General features: G+C 64.3%; 17 protein-coding genes. 13 read left to right on the forward strand and 4 right to left on the reverse strand.

The window, feature by feature from the left end; all coding sequences use genetic code 11:
* The 8 genes from SMA01S_RS06770 to SMA01S_RS06805 form a co-directional block, all read left to right on the forward strand.
* Nucleotides 1-1,094, forward strand: a 1,094-nt coding sequence (locus SMA01S_RS06770; RefSeq protein WP_500801822.1) for a helix-hairpin-helix domain-containing protein, incomplete at its 5' end; no start/stop codon positions are given.
* A 78-nt stretch (nt 1,095-1,172) separates the two neighbouring features.
* Entirely contained in the window at nt 1,173-2,771 is a 1,599-nt protein-coding gene (locus SMA01S_RS06775; protein ID WP_439654303.1) for a long-chain fatty acid--CoA ligase, read from the forward strand.
* A gap of 13 nt (nt 2,772-2,784) precedes the next feature.
* The gene (locus SMA01S_RS06780) at nt 2,785-3,168 is read left to right on the forward strand and encodes a nuclear transport factor 2 family protein (protein WP_066819660.1); all 384 of its coding nucleotides are present in this window, start codon (nt 2,785-2,787) and stop codon (nt 3,166-3,168) included.
* 161 nt (nt 3,169-3,329) lie between these two features.
* Nucleotides 3,330-4,061: a pyrimidine utilization protein B gene (rutB, locus tag SMA01S_RS06785; protein WP_066819662.1), complete on the forward strand. Its 732-nt coding sequence runs from the start codon at nt 3,330-3,332 to the stop codon at nt 4,059-4,061.
* A 4-nt stretch (nt 4,062-4,065) separates the two neighbouring features.
* Nucleotides 4,066-4,449, forward strand: a complete 384-nt coding sequence (rutC, locus tag SMA01S_RS06790) for a pyrimidine utilization protein C (protein ID WP_066819664.1) — start codon at nt 4,066-4,068, stop codon at nt 4,447-4,449.
* Between the two features lie 128 nt (nt 4,450-4,577).
* The gene (gene rutD, locus SMA01S_RS06795; protein WP_066819666.1) at nt 4,578-5,375 is read left to right on the forward strand and encodes a pyrimidine utilization protein D; all 798 of its coding nucleotides are present in this window, start codon (nt 4,578-4,580) and stop codon (nt 5,373-5,375) included.
* An 81-nt stretch (nt 5,376-5,456) separates the two neighbouring features.
* Nucleotides 5,457-6,518, forward strand: coding sequence for a pyrimidine utilization protein A (rutA, locus tag SMA01S_RS06800; protein ID WP_066819934.1), 1,062 nt, complete (start codon nt 5,457-5,459; stop codon nt 6,516-6,518).
* Nucleotides 6,519-6,599: 81 nt separating this feature from the next.
* Nucleotides 6,600-6,794: a hypothetical protein gene (locus tag SMA01S_RS06805; RefSeq protein WP_066819668.1), complete on the forward strand. Its 195-nt coding sequence runs from the start codon at nt 6,600-6,602 to the stop codon at nt 6,792-6,794.
* A gap of 109 nt (nt 6,795-6,903) precedes the next feature.
* Here SMA01S_RS06805 and SMA01S_RS06810 read toward each other — a convergent pair whose 3' ends face one another.
* Complete coding sequence (locus tag SMA01S_RS06810) at nt 6,904-7,974, reverse strand: PA0069 family radical SAM protein (RefSeq protein ID WP_066819670.1); 1,071 nt, start codon at nt 7,972-7,974, stop codon at nt 6,904-6,906.
* A gap of 53 nt (nt 7,975-8,027) precedes the next feature.
* On the opposite strand from SMA01S_RS06810, the gene SMA01S_RS06815 reads away from it, so the two are divergent.
* On the forward strand, nt 8,028-8,369 hold the full coding sequence (locus SMA01S_RS06815; protein ID WP_066819676.1) for a VOC family protein: 342 nt from the start codon (nt 8,028-8,030) through the stop codon (nt 8,367-8,369).
* Between the two features lie 137 nt (nt 8,370-8,506).
* Entirely contained in the window at nt 8,507-8,929 is a 423-nt protein-coding gene (locus SMA01S_RS06820) for a YbjN domain-containing protein (RefSeq protein ID WP_169804208.1), read from the forward strand.
* A 1-nt stretch (nt 8,930) separates the two neighbouring features.
* Here the strand turns inward: SMA01S_RS06820 and moaB are convergent, their stop codons facing one another.
* Genes moaB through SMA01S_RS06835 form a run of 3 tightly spaced genes read right to left on the reverse strand, consistent with a single transcriptional unit; the run spans nt 8,931 to nt 11,926 of the window.
* A complete protein-coding gene (moaB, locus tag SMA01S_RS06825) occupies nt 8,931-9,458 on the reverse strand; it encodes a molybdenum cofactor biosynthesis protein B (protein ID WP_066819680.1) in 528 nt (175 codons plus the stop codon).
* The gene (locus SMA01S_RS06830; RefSeq protein ID WP_066819682.1) at nt 9,459-11,195 is read right to left on the reverse strand and encodes a lytic transglycosylase domain-containing protein; all 1,737 of its coding nucleotides are present in this window, start codon (nt 11,193-11,195) and stop codon (nt 9,459-9,461) included.
* On the reverse strand, nt 11,192-11,926 hold the full coding sequence (locus SMA01S_RS06835) for a uracil-DNA glycosylase (RefSeq protein ID WP_066819936.1): 735 nt from the start codon (nt 11,924-11,926) through the stop codon (nt 11,192-11,194). The genes SMA01S_RS06830 and SMA01S_RS06835 overlap by 4 nt, the downstream gene beginning before the upstream one ends.
* 121 nt (nt 11,927-12,047) lie before the next feature.
* On the opposite strand from SMA01S_RS06835, the gene SMA01S_RS06840 reads away from it, so the two are divergent.
* Genes SMA01S_RS06840 through SMA01S_RS06850 form a run of 3 tightly spaced genes read left to right on the forward strand, consistent with a single transcriptional unit; the run spans nt 12,048 to nt 16,211 of the window.
* Nucleotides 12,048-13,706: an electron transfer flavoprotein-ubiquinone oxidoreductase gene (locus SMA01S_RS06840; protein WP_066819684.1), complete on the forward strand. Its 1,659-nt coding sequence runs from the start codon at nt 12,048-12,050 to the stop codon at nt 13,704-13,706.
* A gap of 28 nt (nt 13,707-13,734) precedes the next feature.
* Entirely contained in the window at nt 13,735-15,294 is a 1,560-nt protein-coding gene (locus SMA01S_RS06845) for a tetratricopeptide repeat protein (RefSeq protein WP_066819686.1), read from the forward strand.
* Complete coding sequence (locus SMA01S_RS06850; RefSeq protein WP_174543087.1) at nt 15,291-16,211, forward strand: 4-(cytidine 5'-diphospho)-2-C-methyl-D-erythritol kinase; 921 nt, start codon at nt 15,291-15,293, stop codon at nt 16,209-16,211. Before SMA01S_RS06845 ends, SMA01S_RS06850 begins: the two co-directional genes overlap by 4 nt.
* Nucleotides 16,212-16,374 lie beyond the last annotated feature (163 nt).

Consider the following 16,374-nt stretch of genomic DNA (forward strand, 5'->3'; position numbering starts at 1 on the left):
GTGCCTCGCAGAGTGGTTCGCTCGGGGTGATGCCCCACCCCAACCCCTCCCCTGAAGGGGAGGGGCTTAACCAGAATCTGGCCGTCCGCTACGCCCTCGCCGGCCTCAAATCGGTCGGCGAAGGCGCGATGGAGAAATTGGTCGAGGAACGCGACGCGTCCGGGCCGTTCGACAGCCTCGATGCCTTCGCACACCGCGTCGATCCGCGCCTGCTCAACAAGCGCCAGCTCGAAACGCTGGCGGCGGCGGGCGCGTTCGACGCGATCGACGCCAATCGTGCCGGCATCTACGCCTGCGCCGAGACGATCCTGGCGACCGCGGCGCGCGTCCACGACCAGAAGAATAGCGGGCAGGGCGGCCTGTTCGGTGAGAGCGAAGCCTCGGGCACGCACATCAAACTGCCGCTATCGGCGCGCTGGAGCCTGGCCGAACGGATGGAGCAGGAAAAGGAAGCGTTCGGCTTCTATTTCTCGGCGCATCCGGTCGATCGCTTCACCCAGCTTGCGCGGATGCACGGCGCACGGCGCTATGCCGACCTGGGCGACTTGCAGATTCCGGAGAGCGGACGCGCCGGCGCGGTGATGGCGGCGATGGTCGAGGATACGCGTTGGCGCACCTCGGCCAAGGGGCGCCGCTATCTGATGGCGACCCTGTCCGACCCATCGGGCCAGTTCGTCGCGACCTGTTTCGACGATTCGGTCGCGACCGACTTGGAGGAAGCGGCGCGTAACGGTGGTTGCGGCCTGATCACGGTCGAGCTCGACCGCCGCGCGGGTGAGGAACAGCCGCGGGTGACGGTCAAGCGCATCCAGCCGTTCGACGAACTGGCCAGCGCGACGCGGATGAATCTCGATATCGAGATCGAAGATGCGATCGCGATCCCGGCGATCGGTGCATTATTGTCCGAGGCACGCGGCGCGCGCGGCGAAGCCCGACTCGTCGTTCCGTTGCCGGCGGGCGGGACGGCAACCATCCTGATCGGGCGCGATTTCCTGCTCGATCCCGAACTTGCCGACCGCATCGCGACGCTCCCTGGGGTGCGATCGGCGGAGGTCGCAATCGCGCCGCCACAACGGCTTGCATTGGTTGGCTAGAGGCCGCGGACGCGGCCCCTAGACTTCGACCGCTTCGGGCGGAATAACACTCTTCAAACATCGAGTATGGAGAGTGGAATGCAGATGGGTGCGATGCAGGATTTCGAGCTGCGCGTGATGCGGCTGCTCGATCATGTCGCTCGCGAGCATCCGACCCGGGAGGTCGTGACGCGCTGGGCCGATGGGCGCGAGACCCGCAACGACTGGGCCGGCATCCACCGCAACGCGCGCAAGCTCGCGCAGCGACTGGTGAAATGGGGTATCAACCCCGGCGACCGCGTCGCCACATTGGCGATGAACCACGAACATCATCTGACGTCTTGGTATGGCGCGATGGGGATGGGCGGGGTGATCCACACGATCAACCCGCGCCTGTTCGACGAGCAATTGATCTACATCGCCAACCATGCCGAAGATCGCGTGCTGTTCTACGACAAGCAGTTCCAGCCGCTGGTCGATCGCTTGAAGCCGGAATGGACCTCGATCGAGCGCTACGTCGTGTTCGATGATCTAGGGCCCGACGGTTTCCAGGCACTGCTCGATGCCGAGGATGGCGATTATGCCTGGTACGAGGGACCGGAGCGGGAGCCGTGCATGATCTGCTATACCAGCGGCACCACGGGCAATCCCAAGGGCGTGTTGTACGAGCATCGCTCGACCGTGCTCCACGCGATGCATGCGGCCGAGCCCTGGGTGATGGGCCTGTCCGCGTCGGACGTGATCCTGCCGATCGTGCCGATGTTTCACGCCGCGGCCTGGGGCCTGCCGTTTGCCGGCGCGTTGGCCGGCGCGAAGTTCGTCTATTCGCAGACCAACGATGCCGCCGTGCTGTGCGAACTGATGAATAGCGAGAAGGTGACGATCGGCAGCGGCGTGCCGACCGTGTGGTTGGCGATGTTCCAGCATATGGACGCCACCGGTGAGGAACCGCGCTTCCTGCGCCAGATCACGGTTGGCGGATCGGCCGCGCCGCGCGCGATGCTGGCGCGATTCATGGACATGGGGATCAAGCCGCTCCACCTCTGGGGCATGACCGAGACGTCGCCGGTGGCGACCGCGCTGGCGCCGGGGCCGGGTTGGGGTGACCTGACTCGCGACGCGCAACTCGACATCGTGTGCAAACAGGGTTCGATCCCGTTCGGGGTCGAATTGCGGATCGTCGACGACGAGGGCACCGAACTCCCGCGCGACGGCGAGACGTCGGGCCGGCTGCAAATTCGCGGTCCCTGGGTAGTGAAGCGCTATTTCAAGGCCGAGCAGGACGCGGTCGACGCCGGGGGTTGGTTCGACACCGGCGACGTCGCGGTGCTTCATCCGGACGGCACGATGCAGATCACCGACCGGTCGAAAGACGTGATCAAGTCAGGCGGCGAATGGATCAGCTCGGTCGATCTGGAAAATGCGGCGGTCGGTTGTCCCGGCGTCGGCGAAGCGGCGGCGATCGGCGTGTATCATCCCAAATGGGACGAGCGTCCGTTGCTGCTCGTCGTCCGCAAGCCAGGGAGCGCGGTGACCCCGCAGGAGATAACCCAGCATTTGACCCAGCATGTCGCCAAATGGTGGCTGCCGGACGAGATCCTGTTCGTCGACGACCTGCCGCACACCGCGACGGGGAAGTTGCTCAAGACCGTGCTGCGCGAGCAATATAAGGATTATAAGCTGGCGACGGCGGCGTAGTGCGTTGCGCGGAATGACGAATTTCGACCCAGCCACTTTCGCCGCTCATTGGCGCGCTGCCTGGAATGCGCACGATCTCGACGCTGTTCTGCTGCATTTCCATGATGACGTCACCTTCACCTCGCCCATAGCCGCCAGCCTATTGCCCGAGACTGGCGGTATAATGCATGGCAAAGCCGCCCTTCGCGCCTATTGGGAGGAGGGGCTCCGTCGCATTCCCGATTTGCACTTTACCATCGAGGCAGTGTTCGCTGGCGTTAACACGCTGGTGATCCAATACATCAACCAGAAAGGCGTCAGCGTCTCCGAAGTGCTGGTTTTCGATGCGGGACTGGTACGTGAAGGGCACGGCACCTATCCAACAGACATCAATAATCCGGCGGGAGCTAGCGGCTAACTCTTTTGTCGCGCCTCGGCGTGACGATATTGTTCCGCGTCGCCGCATTGTACGGTCCAGCCGGCCCGAAATCGCCGCCGCGCAGGTCGTACGGCGCGTCGCGAACCGGTACTTTGCTAGTCGGCTTGCCTTTGCTCCCGCTGCACGGCAGGCTGCGCTGAATGGACATGGTGACGACCGGCTCCGCTGGTGAGAATGGCGTGACGCTGGCGGCCCGACCCGAGGCGCTGCGGCTCGCACCACACGAGACCGCGGTCGTCGTGATCGACATGCAGAATGCTTATGCGAGCGAGGGCGGCTATGTCGATCTCGCCGGGTTCGACATTTCGGGTGCAGCCGGCGTCATCGGCAAGATCGCCACCGTGCTCGACACCGCGCGTAAAGCGGGTGTCCAGGTGGTGTTCCTGCAGAATGGGTGGGATGCAGATTACAAGGAGGCCGGCGGACCGGGGTCGCCCAATTGGCATAAATCAAACGCGCTCAAGACGATGCGTGCGCGACCCGAACTGGCTGGGCAACTCCTCGCGCGTGGCGGCTGGGATTACGAGTTGGTCGATGCCCTCAAGCCCCAGCCGGGCGACATCTCGCTCCACAAGACGCGCTATTCGGCCTTCTTCAATTCGCAGCTCGATTCGACGCTGCGCGCGCGTGGCATCCGCAACATCGTGTTCGTCGGGATCGCGACCAATGTCTGCGTCGAAAGCACGCTGCGCGACGGTTTCCACCTCGAATATTTCGGCGTGATGCTGGAGGACGCGACGCATCATCTGGGGCCGCCGACGATGCAGGAAGCAACCCTCTACAACGTCGAGAAATTCTTCGGATGGGTTTCCACCGTCGCCGATTTCTGCGGCAGTTTTGGCCAGATTCCTCAATCAGATAGCAAGGACTGACGTCATGGCGTTCGAGCCCATCAATCCGCCGCAATTCCCGACCCCAATCGCGCCCTATTCGGCGGGGGCGAAGGCGGGGAGCACGGTCTATGTCTCAGGCGTGCTGGCGTTGGGCGAGGGTGGAGCGGTTCTCCATGTGGGCGACGCCGCGGCGCAGACGCGTCACGTGCTCGACGTCATCAAGATCACGCTCGAAGCGGCCGGCGCGACGATGGCCGACGTCGCGATGAACCACATCTTCCTCAAGGACCTAGGCGACTATGCTGCGTTCAATCAGGTCTATGCCGAGTATTTTCCGGGCAACAAGCCGGCGCGCTATTGCATCAAGGCGGAGCTGGTGAAGCCCGATTGCCTGGTCGAGATCGCCAGCGTGGCATATATCGGCTGATGCGCGGCTCCAAACCGTCATCCCGGCGCAAACCGTCATCCCAGCGAAAGCTGGGATCTCAAGCGGCGACGCGACGCCCCCGCCTCAACAAGACCCCAGCTTTCGCTGGGGTGACGGAAGGGGCGTGAATGCCTGAGGCTAGCGGCCTGTATTACGAGGAACATGGCACGGCCGATGCCCCTCCGGTGATCCTGTCCTCGGGCCTTGGCGGGTCGGCGAGCTATTGGGCGCCCAATATCCCCGCGCTCGCCGAGCATTTCCGGGTCATCGCCTATGACCATCGCGGCACAGGGCGGAGCGATCGCGCCTTGCCGGCACGAGTGTCGGTCGACGATTTCGCCGACGATATCCTGCGCTTGATGGATGCGCTGGGTCTCGATCGCACGCACCTGATCGGCCACGCCGCGGGTGGAGTCGCGGGACTCGCGCTCGCGCTGAAGGCACCGGATCGGCTCGATCGCCTGGTCGTGGTCAATGGCTGGGCCAGCCCGGATCCGCATTTCCTGCGCTGCTTCGAAATCCGGCTCGCATTGCTGCGGTTGGCCGGACCCAGAGCATATCTGCGCGCGCAGCCGGTCTTCCTCTACCCGCCGGACTGGGTGTCGAGCCACGACGAAGACATCGACGCCGAACTGCCGCACCAGATGGAAAACTTTCCCGGTACGGAGACGATGGAAAAGCGCATCCTCGCGCTCGGGTCGTTCGATATCGCCGATCGGCTGGGTGAGATCGCGACGCGAACGCTGGTGATCGCCAGCCAGGACGACATGCTGGTGCCGCCACGCGCGGGCGAGGCGCTGGCGATGGGAATCGCCAAGTCGGGCATCGGGCGGCCCGCTTATGGCGGCCACGCGGTCAACGTTACCGACGCGGACAATTTCAACGGTTTCGTGGTCGACTGGATGACGGGCGTGATGCCCCAATAACGTAAGCTTTTGTGATCGCATCGCTTATTGCGGAAAACCGGTTCCCACTTTTCCGCGCGATGCTCAAGAGGAGTGAATGCGATGCAGGTCGGCGTTTTCGTGCCCATCAACAACAATGGCTGGCTGATCAGCGAGAACGCGCCGCAATACATGCCGTCGTTCGATCTCAACAAGACGATCGCGCAATCGGCCGAAAAGCACGGGCTCGACTTCCTGCTGTCGATGATCAAGCTGCGCGGGTTCGGCGGCAAGACCGAGTTCTGGGAATATGGGCTGGAGAGCTTCACGCTGATGGCCGGCCTCGCCGCGGTCACCGAGAAGATCAAGATCTACGCGACTTGCCCGACGCTCGTCATTCCGCCCGCTTTTGCCGCGCGCATGTGCAACACGATCGATTCGATCAGCCATGGACGGTTCGGACTCAACCTGATCACCGGGTGGCAGAGGCCCGAATACAGCCAGATGGGTTTGTGGCCCGGCGACGAGCATTTCCGCAATCGATACAAGATGCTCGATGAATATGCTCACATCCTGCGCGAATTGTGGGCAACCGGCCGGAGCGACTTCAAGGGCGATTATTATCAGATGGACGATTGCCTCGTCCGGCCCAAGCCCGAGGGCGACATGAAGATCATCTGCGCCGGCTCCTCGGACGAGGGGCTCGCCTTCTCGGCGAAATGGGCGGACTATGCCTTTTGCCTCGGCAAGGGCGTCAATACGCCGACCGCTTTCGCGTCCAACAACGACCGGCTGGCGGCCGCCACCGCCAAGACCGGCCGCGATGTGTCGGTGTTCGTGCTGGTGATGATCATCGCCGCCGATACCGATGAGGAAGCGATGGCGAAGTGGAAATCGTACAATGACGGCGTCGATGTCGCAGCGATCTCCTGGCTGATGGATCAAGGTGCCGCCGACAAGCACAATGCGACAACCAACGTCCGCCAGCTCGCGGCGCCCGAAGGCGCGGTCAACATCAATATGGGCACCCTGGTCGGCAGCCATGCCAGCATCGCGCGGATGCTCGATGAGATGGCGGAGGTGCCGAATACCGGCGGCGTCCTGCTGACCTTCGACGATTTCGTCCAGGGCGTCGAGGATTTCGGGACCAAGATTCAGCCGCTGATGAAGAGCAGACGGCGGTAGAAATCGCGCCTTCTTTTGCGCCCGATCAAGGTAACGGACCGGCCCTTCCATCAGGACCAATCTCTCCACGGGAGATTGGTGATGCAGAAACTGCTGATGTTTGGCCTCCATTTCATGATCGGCACGACGATCATGGGCATATTCGTCACCGCCGCGCTGAGCACGGGTCATGGGACCGGACGTCAAATTCTAATCGCGGCATTTGCCGGGTTCGTCCTGGCCCTGCCGGTGAGCTGGTTCGTGACGCGCAAGATCACCCATCTCGTCAAATCGTGAGCGAGGTGTGGCGGACTGTGTCCATCGGTCTGGCCGGTCCGATGGGTGCAACAGTTTGCCAGAGTGAGGGTGTCGACCCTGGGCGTGCCAATTACCGAGCATCGTGGCCCTAAAACAACTCCCCCTGCGGCCCCCGCGGCGGATGGAACAGATCGGTGCGGACGCTCAACCGCTCGCGGTTCAACCCATGCTTCTTCATCGCGATCTGGAAGCGCGTGCGGAGCAGGTCGGCCCAGGGCCCAGATCCGCGCATCCGGGTGAAGAAATTGGGATCGTTGTCGCGCCCGTCTCGTAGCGAGTTGATGATCGCCATCACCTTGCCCGCCCGGTCCGGGAAATGCGCGTCGAGCCAGGCGCGGAACAACGGCGCGACCTCAAACGGCAGACGAACCGGCAGGTAATTGATCGTCCGCGCCCCGCTTTCCGCCGCGCGCTCGACGATATGCTCGATCTCGTGATCGGTGATCGCGGGGATGACAGGGGCGATCGATACGATGGTGGGGATACCGGCATCGGCTAGCAGACGCACGGCGGTCAGCCGGCGTTCGGGATGCGGTGCGCGCGGTTCGACCGTCCGCGCGACCTTCGCGTCGAGCGACGTCACCGACAGTGCAACCGCTGCCAGGCCTTTCGCCGCCATCGCCGCGAGCAGGTCGATGTCGCGCACCACGCGGTCCGACTTGGTGGTGATGGTCAGCGGATGGTCGGTCTCCGCCAGCACCTCGATACAGCTGCGGGTGATCTTCCACTGCGCCTCGATCGGCTGATAGGGATCGGTATTGGTGCCGAACGCGATCGGGCGGCAGCTATAACCGGGCTTCATCAACTCCGCGCGGAGCAGCTCGGGCGCGGTCGGCTTGGCGAACAGTTTGGACTCGAAGTCGAGCCCCGGCGACAGGTCCAGATAGGCGTGGGTCGGTCGTGCGAAGCAATAGATGCAGCCATGCTCGCAGCCGCGATACGGATTGATCGAGCGGTCGAAGCCGATATCGGGCGACTGGTTGCGCGTGATGATCGTACGCGGGGTCTCGACCGTGACGCTGGTGCGCAATGGGGGCAGGGCACCGTCGACATCCTCCAGCGCGTCCAGCCAGTCACCGTCGGCGAGCCGCTCGGGCAGGCTGAATCGGGTGCTCTCGCGATTGACCGTCGCGCCGCGGATCGGACGAGCTTTTGCCATTGCCCGATCCTACGCCGCGATGTAGAACATATCAAGAACAATGGAGAGATGAGATGGCAAAACTCAACTATGTCGAATTGCCGGTCCAGGACGTCGCGAGCACCAAGGCGTTCTTCGCCACCGCGTTCGGCTGGGATTTCACCGATTTCGGCCCGACCTATGCGGCGACGATGAGCGGTGAGACCGATCTGGGGCTGCAAGGCGATCGCGCCGACTGGACGGCGGCACCGCTGGCAGTGATTCAGGTCGATGATCTCGAAGCGACCGAGGCGGCGGTGAAGGACGCCGGCGGGACGATCACCCAGCCGATCTTCGCCTTTCCGGGCGGGCGCCGGTTCCACTTCCGCGATCCGAATGGAAATGAATTGGCCGCGATGCAGGCGGATTCGCACTGAACGGCCTTGCGGCCGATCGGCCAGGCCTTAGGGTCGCCGCACACAACTGAGGGATTGATATGTGGGGCAAGGTTTTGGCTGTCGCGGCGGCCATGGCCGTTTCCGCGCCGGCCTTCGCGGCAGATCGGATTGTCGACGTGAGCAGCGTCGATGGCGTTGCCGCGCTGATGCGCGAGGCGGGTTACAAAGCGGAGATCAAGGTCGGCAAGGACGGCGACTCCTATATCGAGAGCGCGATCGGCGGAAACGATTTTCAGATCCTGTTCTACGGCTGCGAAAACAAGGTCGGCTGCGACTCGTTCGATTTCTACAGCTGGTTCAAGAAGGAACCGTTCTTCTCCACCGACATGGCGAATGAATGGAACGCGAATAACCGTTTCCTGAAGGTCGCGATCGATTCGGACGGCGATCTGTCCGAATACGCCTACATCTCTACCATCGGCAAAATGACCTACGACAATTTCAAGGATTATGTCGCCTGGTACGGCTCGACGGATGCCGACTTGGTCAAGTTCGTCGCCGAGCGTCGCAAGGCGGCGGCAGCGGCCGGGGCGAAATAGCCTATCGCTCGGTCAGCCGCGGCATGAGTTCGACGAAATTGCAGGGGCGAAAACGGCCGTCGAGTTGGTCCCTGAGGATCATATCCCAGCCGTCCTTCACTGCCCCCGTCGATCCGGGCAGCGCGAAGATATAGGTGCCGCCGGCGACGCAGGCGCAGGCCCGCGACTGGATCGTCGAGGTGCCGATCGTCTGATAGCTCAGCCAGCGGAAGAGCTCGCCGAAACCGGGAATCATCTTTTCGGCGACGGCTTCCACCGCCTCGGGCGTGACGTCGCGCCCGGTCACGCCGGTGCCGCCAGTGGTGAGGATGACGTCTATCCCGGGATCCTGGATCCACGCGGCGAGTTGCTCGATGATCGTGTCGAGATCGTCGCGTTCGATCGTACGGGCGGCGAGGATGTGGCCGGCACTCGTCAGCCGCTCGACCAGCGCGTCGCCCGATTTGTCTTCAGCCAAGCCGCGCGTGTCGGAGACGGTCAGGACCGCGATCCGAACGGGCACGAAATTGCGGCTGTCGTCGATCGGCACTTATTTGGAAGGAGTCAGGCGGACTGCGCTCGGCCCGGACAGCCCCGGGAATTTGGGCCACATGCCCTGCGCTAGCGCTTCACGGCTCGGCGATTTCACCCGGCCGTCCTTGCCCTCGTACATCCAGTAATTGCGCAGCACCGTGGTGACGTAACCGCGCGTTTCCCAATAGGGGATCGACTCGATGTACAGAAGCGGATCGCCCCCATCCTTGACGATGCCGTTCCATTCCATGACCGGAACGGGGCCTGCGTTATAAGCGGCGATCACCTTGGGCAGATAGCCGCCAGTGAAACCCTGGGTACTCAGGCGCTCGAGCGTCCGCTGGCCGACCGCCATGTTGACCGACGGCAGCGACAGCGCGCCGCGATCGACAGTGATGCCACGTTCACGCGCATAATCGACCGCCGCGGCAGGCATGATCTGCATCAGGCCATAAGCACCCGCCGGGCTGATCACGTCCTTGCGGAAGCGCGATTCCTGGAGTGCGTGGGCGTAGACCAACGCCTTGTCGACGGTCCAGCCGCCGGCCGGCGCCCATTTCGGGGCTGGGAAGCGCGCGATCGTCGGCGCCTTCGTCCCCTCGGGGCAGTTATTACCCAGCCACATCACCGTCTCGGGCAGATTGAGCGTCTCGGTCAGGCGCACCAGCGACGCATATTCGTTCTTGGGGCCGATCTTCGCCTGCTGCTTGAGCACGTCGTCGGCCAAACCGGTCTCGCCGATCTCGACCAAAGCGGCGGCGACGCGGACATTCGGGCGGTTTTGCAATTTGTCCCAGTCGGCGAGCATCAGTTCGTCCGGAACCGGTGGCTTTTCCTTGATGCCCAGCTGCTGGCGAGCGAGCATGCCGTAAAAGGTCTCGTCGAGCTGGGCGGCGTTTTTAAGCCGCGCTTCGACCAATTGCGGCCGACCGCATTTCATGTCGGCGCGCGCTGCCCAATAGAGACCGGCGGCGCGGAGCTCGACATCGCTGGCCCGAGCCGCGACGTTGACGAAAGCGCGCGCCGCCTCGGTGCAATCGCCCTGACGCCAGGCCGCGAGCCCGCCGACCCATTCGCCCTGGACTGCCCAGTCGCCCGTACCGACGCGTGCCTTGGCAGCCATCAGACGTGCGCTGGCGTCATTGCCTTGCAGATAATAGATCCAGGCAACGCGCTGCTGCCATTCGATCTGCGCTTCGGGGGTGAGGTTGGTGGTCGATTCGAGCAACGCCTGCGCGCCGGGACCGTCGTCATTCTTGATCATCGGCTGCATCTTGAGGGCGAGCTCGGCAGCGGCGAGGTCGTATTTGGTCGGCTTGGCACGGCCACGGGTCGAGGCGCCGTTATTCCACACCAGCCGTTGCTGGTAGGGGAGCGCCGGCGCGGTCACGCCGCGCGAGGCGAGGATGCGGGCGATGGTCGGCCCCTCGGGCAATTCCGGCGCGGCGGTGACCACCGCTAGCAGCGGGTCGTTCTCGACCTTTGGCGAGCCTTTGGCGGTATAGAGTTCGGCGAGCGCGATCGAATGGAGCGGCCCCGGTTTCATCGCGGTCAGCTGCAACTGCGCATCGTCCCAGCGCTTTTCGTGGATCGCCTTGAACACTGCGGCATAACCGGTGCGCTGATCCGCATCGAGCTGGGCCGGAATGCCGCGCGCCATCACGGCGGATGCGGGCGGGTTGCCGGCGGCGGCAGCAGGTAGCACAGGGGCAAATACCAGCGCCGAAGCGACGAGAAAACGCGCGACTTTCACTCAAATCCCCCCATCAACACTCTGAGGTCCTTCCAGGCATCGGCTTTGGCGACAGGCTTCTCCAACAGGAAGCGAGGATGAAAACTGGCGACAACCTCGCTTGTCCCGCCGTCATGGTTAACCTTGCGTAAACTTGCACGGGCATTGGCGACGTCCAACCCCGTGATTGCACGGCTCGCCGCATTACCTAGTGCGAGCACCCGTTTGGGCCGCGCCAGCGACAGGTGATGGCGGATCAGCGCCTCGAGTTTCTGGCCCGTTTCCTCGGTCACGCGGCCGGCCGGCGGACGCTTTACCGTCAAGGCGGCGAGATAGATCGACTCGCGGTCCCGGCCGATCGCCGCGAGCATGCGATCGAACAGCGCGCCCGCATTGCCCGACAGTAATTGGCCGGCGGCATCGTCCTCACGATCGGGCATGTCGACGACGATCATCAATCCGCTGGCGACGTCGCCTTGCGTGCCGAGCGGCTGGCCCGGCCAACCCGCTTCGGGAGCGGCGGCGCCAAGTCGCCACACGGTGAACTCTTCCAGCGTCGCCGGCAGGGTAGGCGGCGCGACGACAGCTTCGGCCACTTGCCCGGGCAACCGCTCGACGACGGACGGGGCGCCGGCGCGCGCAAGCCAGTCACGCGGCGAATCGTCGATTTCGCAATCGACTCCCGCGTCGCGCCACCATTCGAGCGCACTGGCGATACTCGCCCGCCAATCGTGATTCTGGTCAGCCCCCATAGCCGGTCGCATAGAGTCCCAGCTTGACCGCGGGGTCAATTCGTTGGCACCGCATTCGCCGACAGACCGTTGTCGTCATACGATGACTGGTCTTCTGAGGGTCCCAACGGGAGGAAAAGGGATGAGCGAACGCGAGTCGATGCCGTACGACGTGGTGATCGTCGGCGCCGGGCCGGCGGGCCTGTCGGCGGCGATCCGCCTGAAGCAACTCGCGGCCGAAAAGGGCGCGGAGATTTCGGTCTGCGTGCTCGAAAAGGGCTCAGAGGTCGGCGCGCACATCCTGTCGGGGGCGGTGGTCGACCCGCGCAGCCTCGACGAACTGATCCCCGGTTGGCGCGACAAAGGCTGCCCGATGGCCGAGACCCCGGTCACCGACAACCAGCATTGGGTGCTGACCAAGAAGCGTCGCTTCAAGCTGCCCGAGTTCATCTCGCCCGGCTTCATGCACAACAAGGGCACCTATACCGGTAGCCTGGGCAACCTTTGCCGCTGGTTGGCAGGACAGGCGGAGGAGCTCGGGGTCGAGATCTTCCCCGGCTTCGCCGCGGCGGAAATTCTCTATAGCGACGACGGCAAGGTGAAGGGGGTGGCGACCGGCGACATGGGGGTCGCGCGCGACGGCACGCACAAGCCCGATTACCAGCCGGGGCTCGAACTCCACGCCAAATACACTTTCTTTTCGGAAGGCGCGCGCGGGCATCTGACGCGCCAATTGGTCGACCGCTTCGACTTGCGCGCCGATTGCGAGCCGCAAGTCTATGGCCTTGGCATCAAGGAATTGTGGGATATCGACCCCGCAAACCACGTTCCCGGCCGCGTGATCCACTCGCAAGGCTGGCCGCTCAGCGAGAGCGGATCGGACGGTGGCGGCTTCCTCTATCACCAGGCCAATGGGCAGGTCGCGCTCGGGTTCGTCACCTGGCTCAATTATTCGAACCCGTATCTCTCGCCGTTCCAGGAACTGCAGCGCTGGAAGACGCATCCCGCCGTCGCCGAGATCCTGAAGGGCGCCAAGCGTGTGTCGTATGGCGCGCGCGCGATCAGCGACGGCGGCTATCAATCGGTGCCCAAGCTGGTGATGCCGGGGGCGGCACTGATCGGCGACAGCGCCGGTTTCCTCAACGTGCCGCGGATCAAGGGCACGCATACCGCGATGAAGTCCGGCATGATGGCGGCCGAAGCGGCGTTCGATGCGGTCCAGGGCGGCCGCGAAGGCGACGAACTTACTGCCTACCCAGACGCGTACGACAAGAGCTGGGTGAAGAAGGAGTTGTCGGTCGTCCGCAACGTCCTGCCGCTTGTCGAGAAATATGGCGAATTCCTCGGCACGATCCTTTCGGGCATCAACATGTGGCTCGAAAGCTGGGGCATCAAAATGCCCTATACGATGAAGCACCATGCCGATCACACGACGCTGTGGCGCAAGGATATGGTCAAGCCGATCGACTATCCCAAGCCCGACGGGGTGCTGACCTTCGACCGCCTGTCTTCGGTGTTCCTGTCGAACACCAACCACGAAGAGGATCAGCCGGTCCATCTGACGCTCAAGGACCCCGACATCCCGATCGACTATGATCTGCCGATGTATGACGAGCCGGCGCAGCGTTATTGCCCGGCGGGCGTTTATGAGATCGTCGGGCAGGAAGAGGGCAATCCGCGCTTCGTGATCAACGCGCAGAATTGCGTCCACTGCAAGACGTGCGACATCAAGGACCCGACCCAGAATATCGTCTGGGTGGTGCCGGAGGGTGGCGGAGGACCGAACTATCCCAATATGTAAGCCCGCTGTTGTCGCATGCGCCGCGCTGATGGCCGCGTTCGTCCCGGCGAGCGCGCAGGCCGACGATTATGGCGCGTTCGGCCGCGCCCGGGTCGCGGCGGCGAACGGCAATGTCGGCGTCGCCGCCCAGCAATATGGCATCGCGCTGACCAATGCTCCCGGCGATCCGACCGTCGCCAACCGCGCTTTTCGTCAGGCGATGGCGGCGGGCGATCTGGTCCTCGCGCGGCGCGCCGTGGCGGCCTTGGGGACCGACGCGCCGAACGATGCCAAGCTGCTGCTGCTCGCCGATGCGGTGAAGAGCGGCAGTCCTGTTGCCGTCGACAAGGCATTGGCATCGCTCGACAAGACGCCGTTCGACTTCTTCGCGCCCGCGGTCCGCGCCTGGCAGGAATTCGGCCGCGGCGGGGATCCCACGGCGAGTCTGGCGGCAACCGGACGCACCGGCGCGATCGGTCATATCATGCTCGAACAACGCGCGCTGATCCTGATCGCGCGCGACGATATTCCGGGCGCCGCGAAGGCGCTGTCAGCAGAATTGCGCGGCAGCAGCGGTGGCCTCGATTTGCGCTATTCGGCGGCGGAATTGCTGATGGGGCAGGGCAATGATGCTCTTGCGCGTGACTTGCTTGGCGGCTCTGATCCCGAAGTGGCCACGGTGCGGAGCCACCTTCGCGCCGTCAAGGCGACACCGATGGTCGGCATTGCGCGGCTATACACGCGCGTTGCCGCGGACCTGACCGATCCCGGCACGACCCCGATCGCGATCACGCTGGCGCGCTCGGCGCTGATCCTCGATCCCGACGACGGCCGCGCGCGCCTGTTGCTCGCCGCGGCGCTCGAGCGGCAGGGCGCGCATGACCGTGCGCTGACCGTGCTGGGCGAGATCGCGCCGAATACGGCCTATCACGCGCTCGCCCAGTCGATCCGTGTCGAGGTGCTGCGCGCCAAGGGCGATATGCCGGGGGCAATCGCCACCGCCAAGGCGCTTGCCGACGCGCCCGACGGTGATGCCGATAGCGCCGAACATTACGGCAACATGCTGCTGATCGCGAACCGCCCGTTGGAAGCGGCGGTTGCGTATGAGAAGGCGCGCGACCGGTTGGGTGACGATGCCGGCTGGGCGGTCTGGCTGCAGATCGGATCGGCCTATGACAAAGCCGGTCGTTGGGAACTGGCCCGAGCCGCGCTCGAACGCGCGGTGGCGCTTGGTCCCGACCAGGCGGTCGCGCTCAATTATTACGGCTATTCGCTGATCGAACATGGCGGCGACGCGACACGTGCGGTGGCGATGCTCGAAAAGGCCAATGCTCTCGCGCCAAACCAGCCCGCCATCGCCGATTCGCTCGGCTGGGCCTATTTCCGGCGCGGCGAGCCCGACCGCGCGCTGCCCCTGCTCGAATCAGCCGGTGCCGCTTCGCCCGCCGACGCCGAGATCGCCGAGCATCTCGGCGACGTCTATTGGGCGGTCGGGCGCCGGTACGAGGCGCGTTACGCCTGGAAAGCGGCGCGAGTGGTGGCAAAGCCCGACGCGACCACACGGCTCGACGCCAAGATCCTCAACGGCCCGGCCGCGACGCGCTCGTGACCATCGTCGAAGCGGCGCCGGCCAAGATCAACTTGGCACTCCACGTTCGCGCTCGGCGAGCGGATGGCTATCACGAGATCGAGACGTTGTTCGCGTTCCTGCGCGATGGCGACACCGTGTCGGTCGAGGAGAGCGACAGTGACTCGTTCGCGCTGACTGGGCCGTTCGCGGGGGCGCTGAGTGGTGAGGGCAATAATCTCGTCCTGGCCGCGCGCGATGATTTCGCCGCAGCGCTTGGGGCGCTGCCCCCGCTCGCAATCACGCTCGACAAGCATTTGCCGGTGGCGTCGGGGATCGGGGGTGGGTCGGCCGATGCTGCCGCGACGCTGCGCGCGCTGGCGCGGTTGAAGGGGGTTGATCCTTCGGCCCTCGCGGATATCGCATTGGGGCTTGGCTCGGACGTTCCTGCATGCCTGCTGGGAAAAAGCGCTGTAGGAAAGGGGCGCGGTGAGCGCTTGCAGGTCGTTGAAGGGCTGAGCGATCTTCCAGTACTGCTTGTGAATCCACGCATTGCCGTCTCAACGGCTGCCGTCTTCCGCGGCTGGGACGGAATCGATCGGGGGCCTCTATTCCCTCGTCACCCCGGCCTTGTGCCGGGGTCCACGGAGCCGCAAATCCCTGATATTGAGGATACGCGGCACGGTGGATGCCGGGACAAGCCCGGCATGACGGAATGGCTCGTTGCTGCCATTGAAGGTCGCAACGATCTCGAAGCGCCCGCCCGCGCCTTGGCCCCTATGATCGGCGCCGTGATCGACCTGCTCGCCGCCCAGCGTGGCGTCACGCTCGCCCGGATGTCCGGATCCGGCGCCACCTGCTTCGCTCTGTTCGACAACGAGGCCGCGCGCACCACTGCCGCGCAGACGATCAGGAGCGCCCAACCCGGTTGGTGGTGTCTCGAATCGACACTCGCGTGACAGAATTGCGTGCCAGCGCGGGACCGCCCGACCGCGCTTAACCATCGTCAGCCGCCCGAGTCCTCAACTGGCCCCCAACTTGCTGAGTGACGGCTACGCAGGTCCGTCTCCACGCCGCGCCCGCGCATGGTCTCCGGTTAAAACCGGACGTCATCGGTCGTGG

Source organism: Sphingomonas mali NBRC 15500, from assembly GCF_001598415.1.
GTDB lineage: Bacteria > Pseudomonadota > Alphaproteobacteria > Sphingomonadales > Sphingomonadaceae > Sphingomonas > Sphingomonas mali.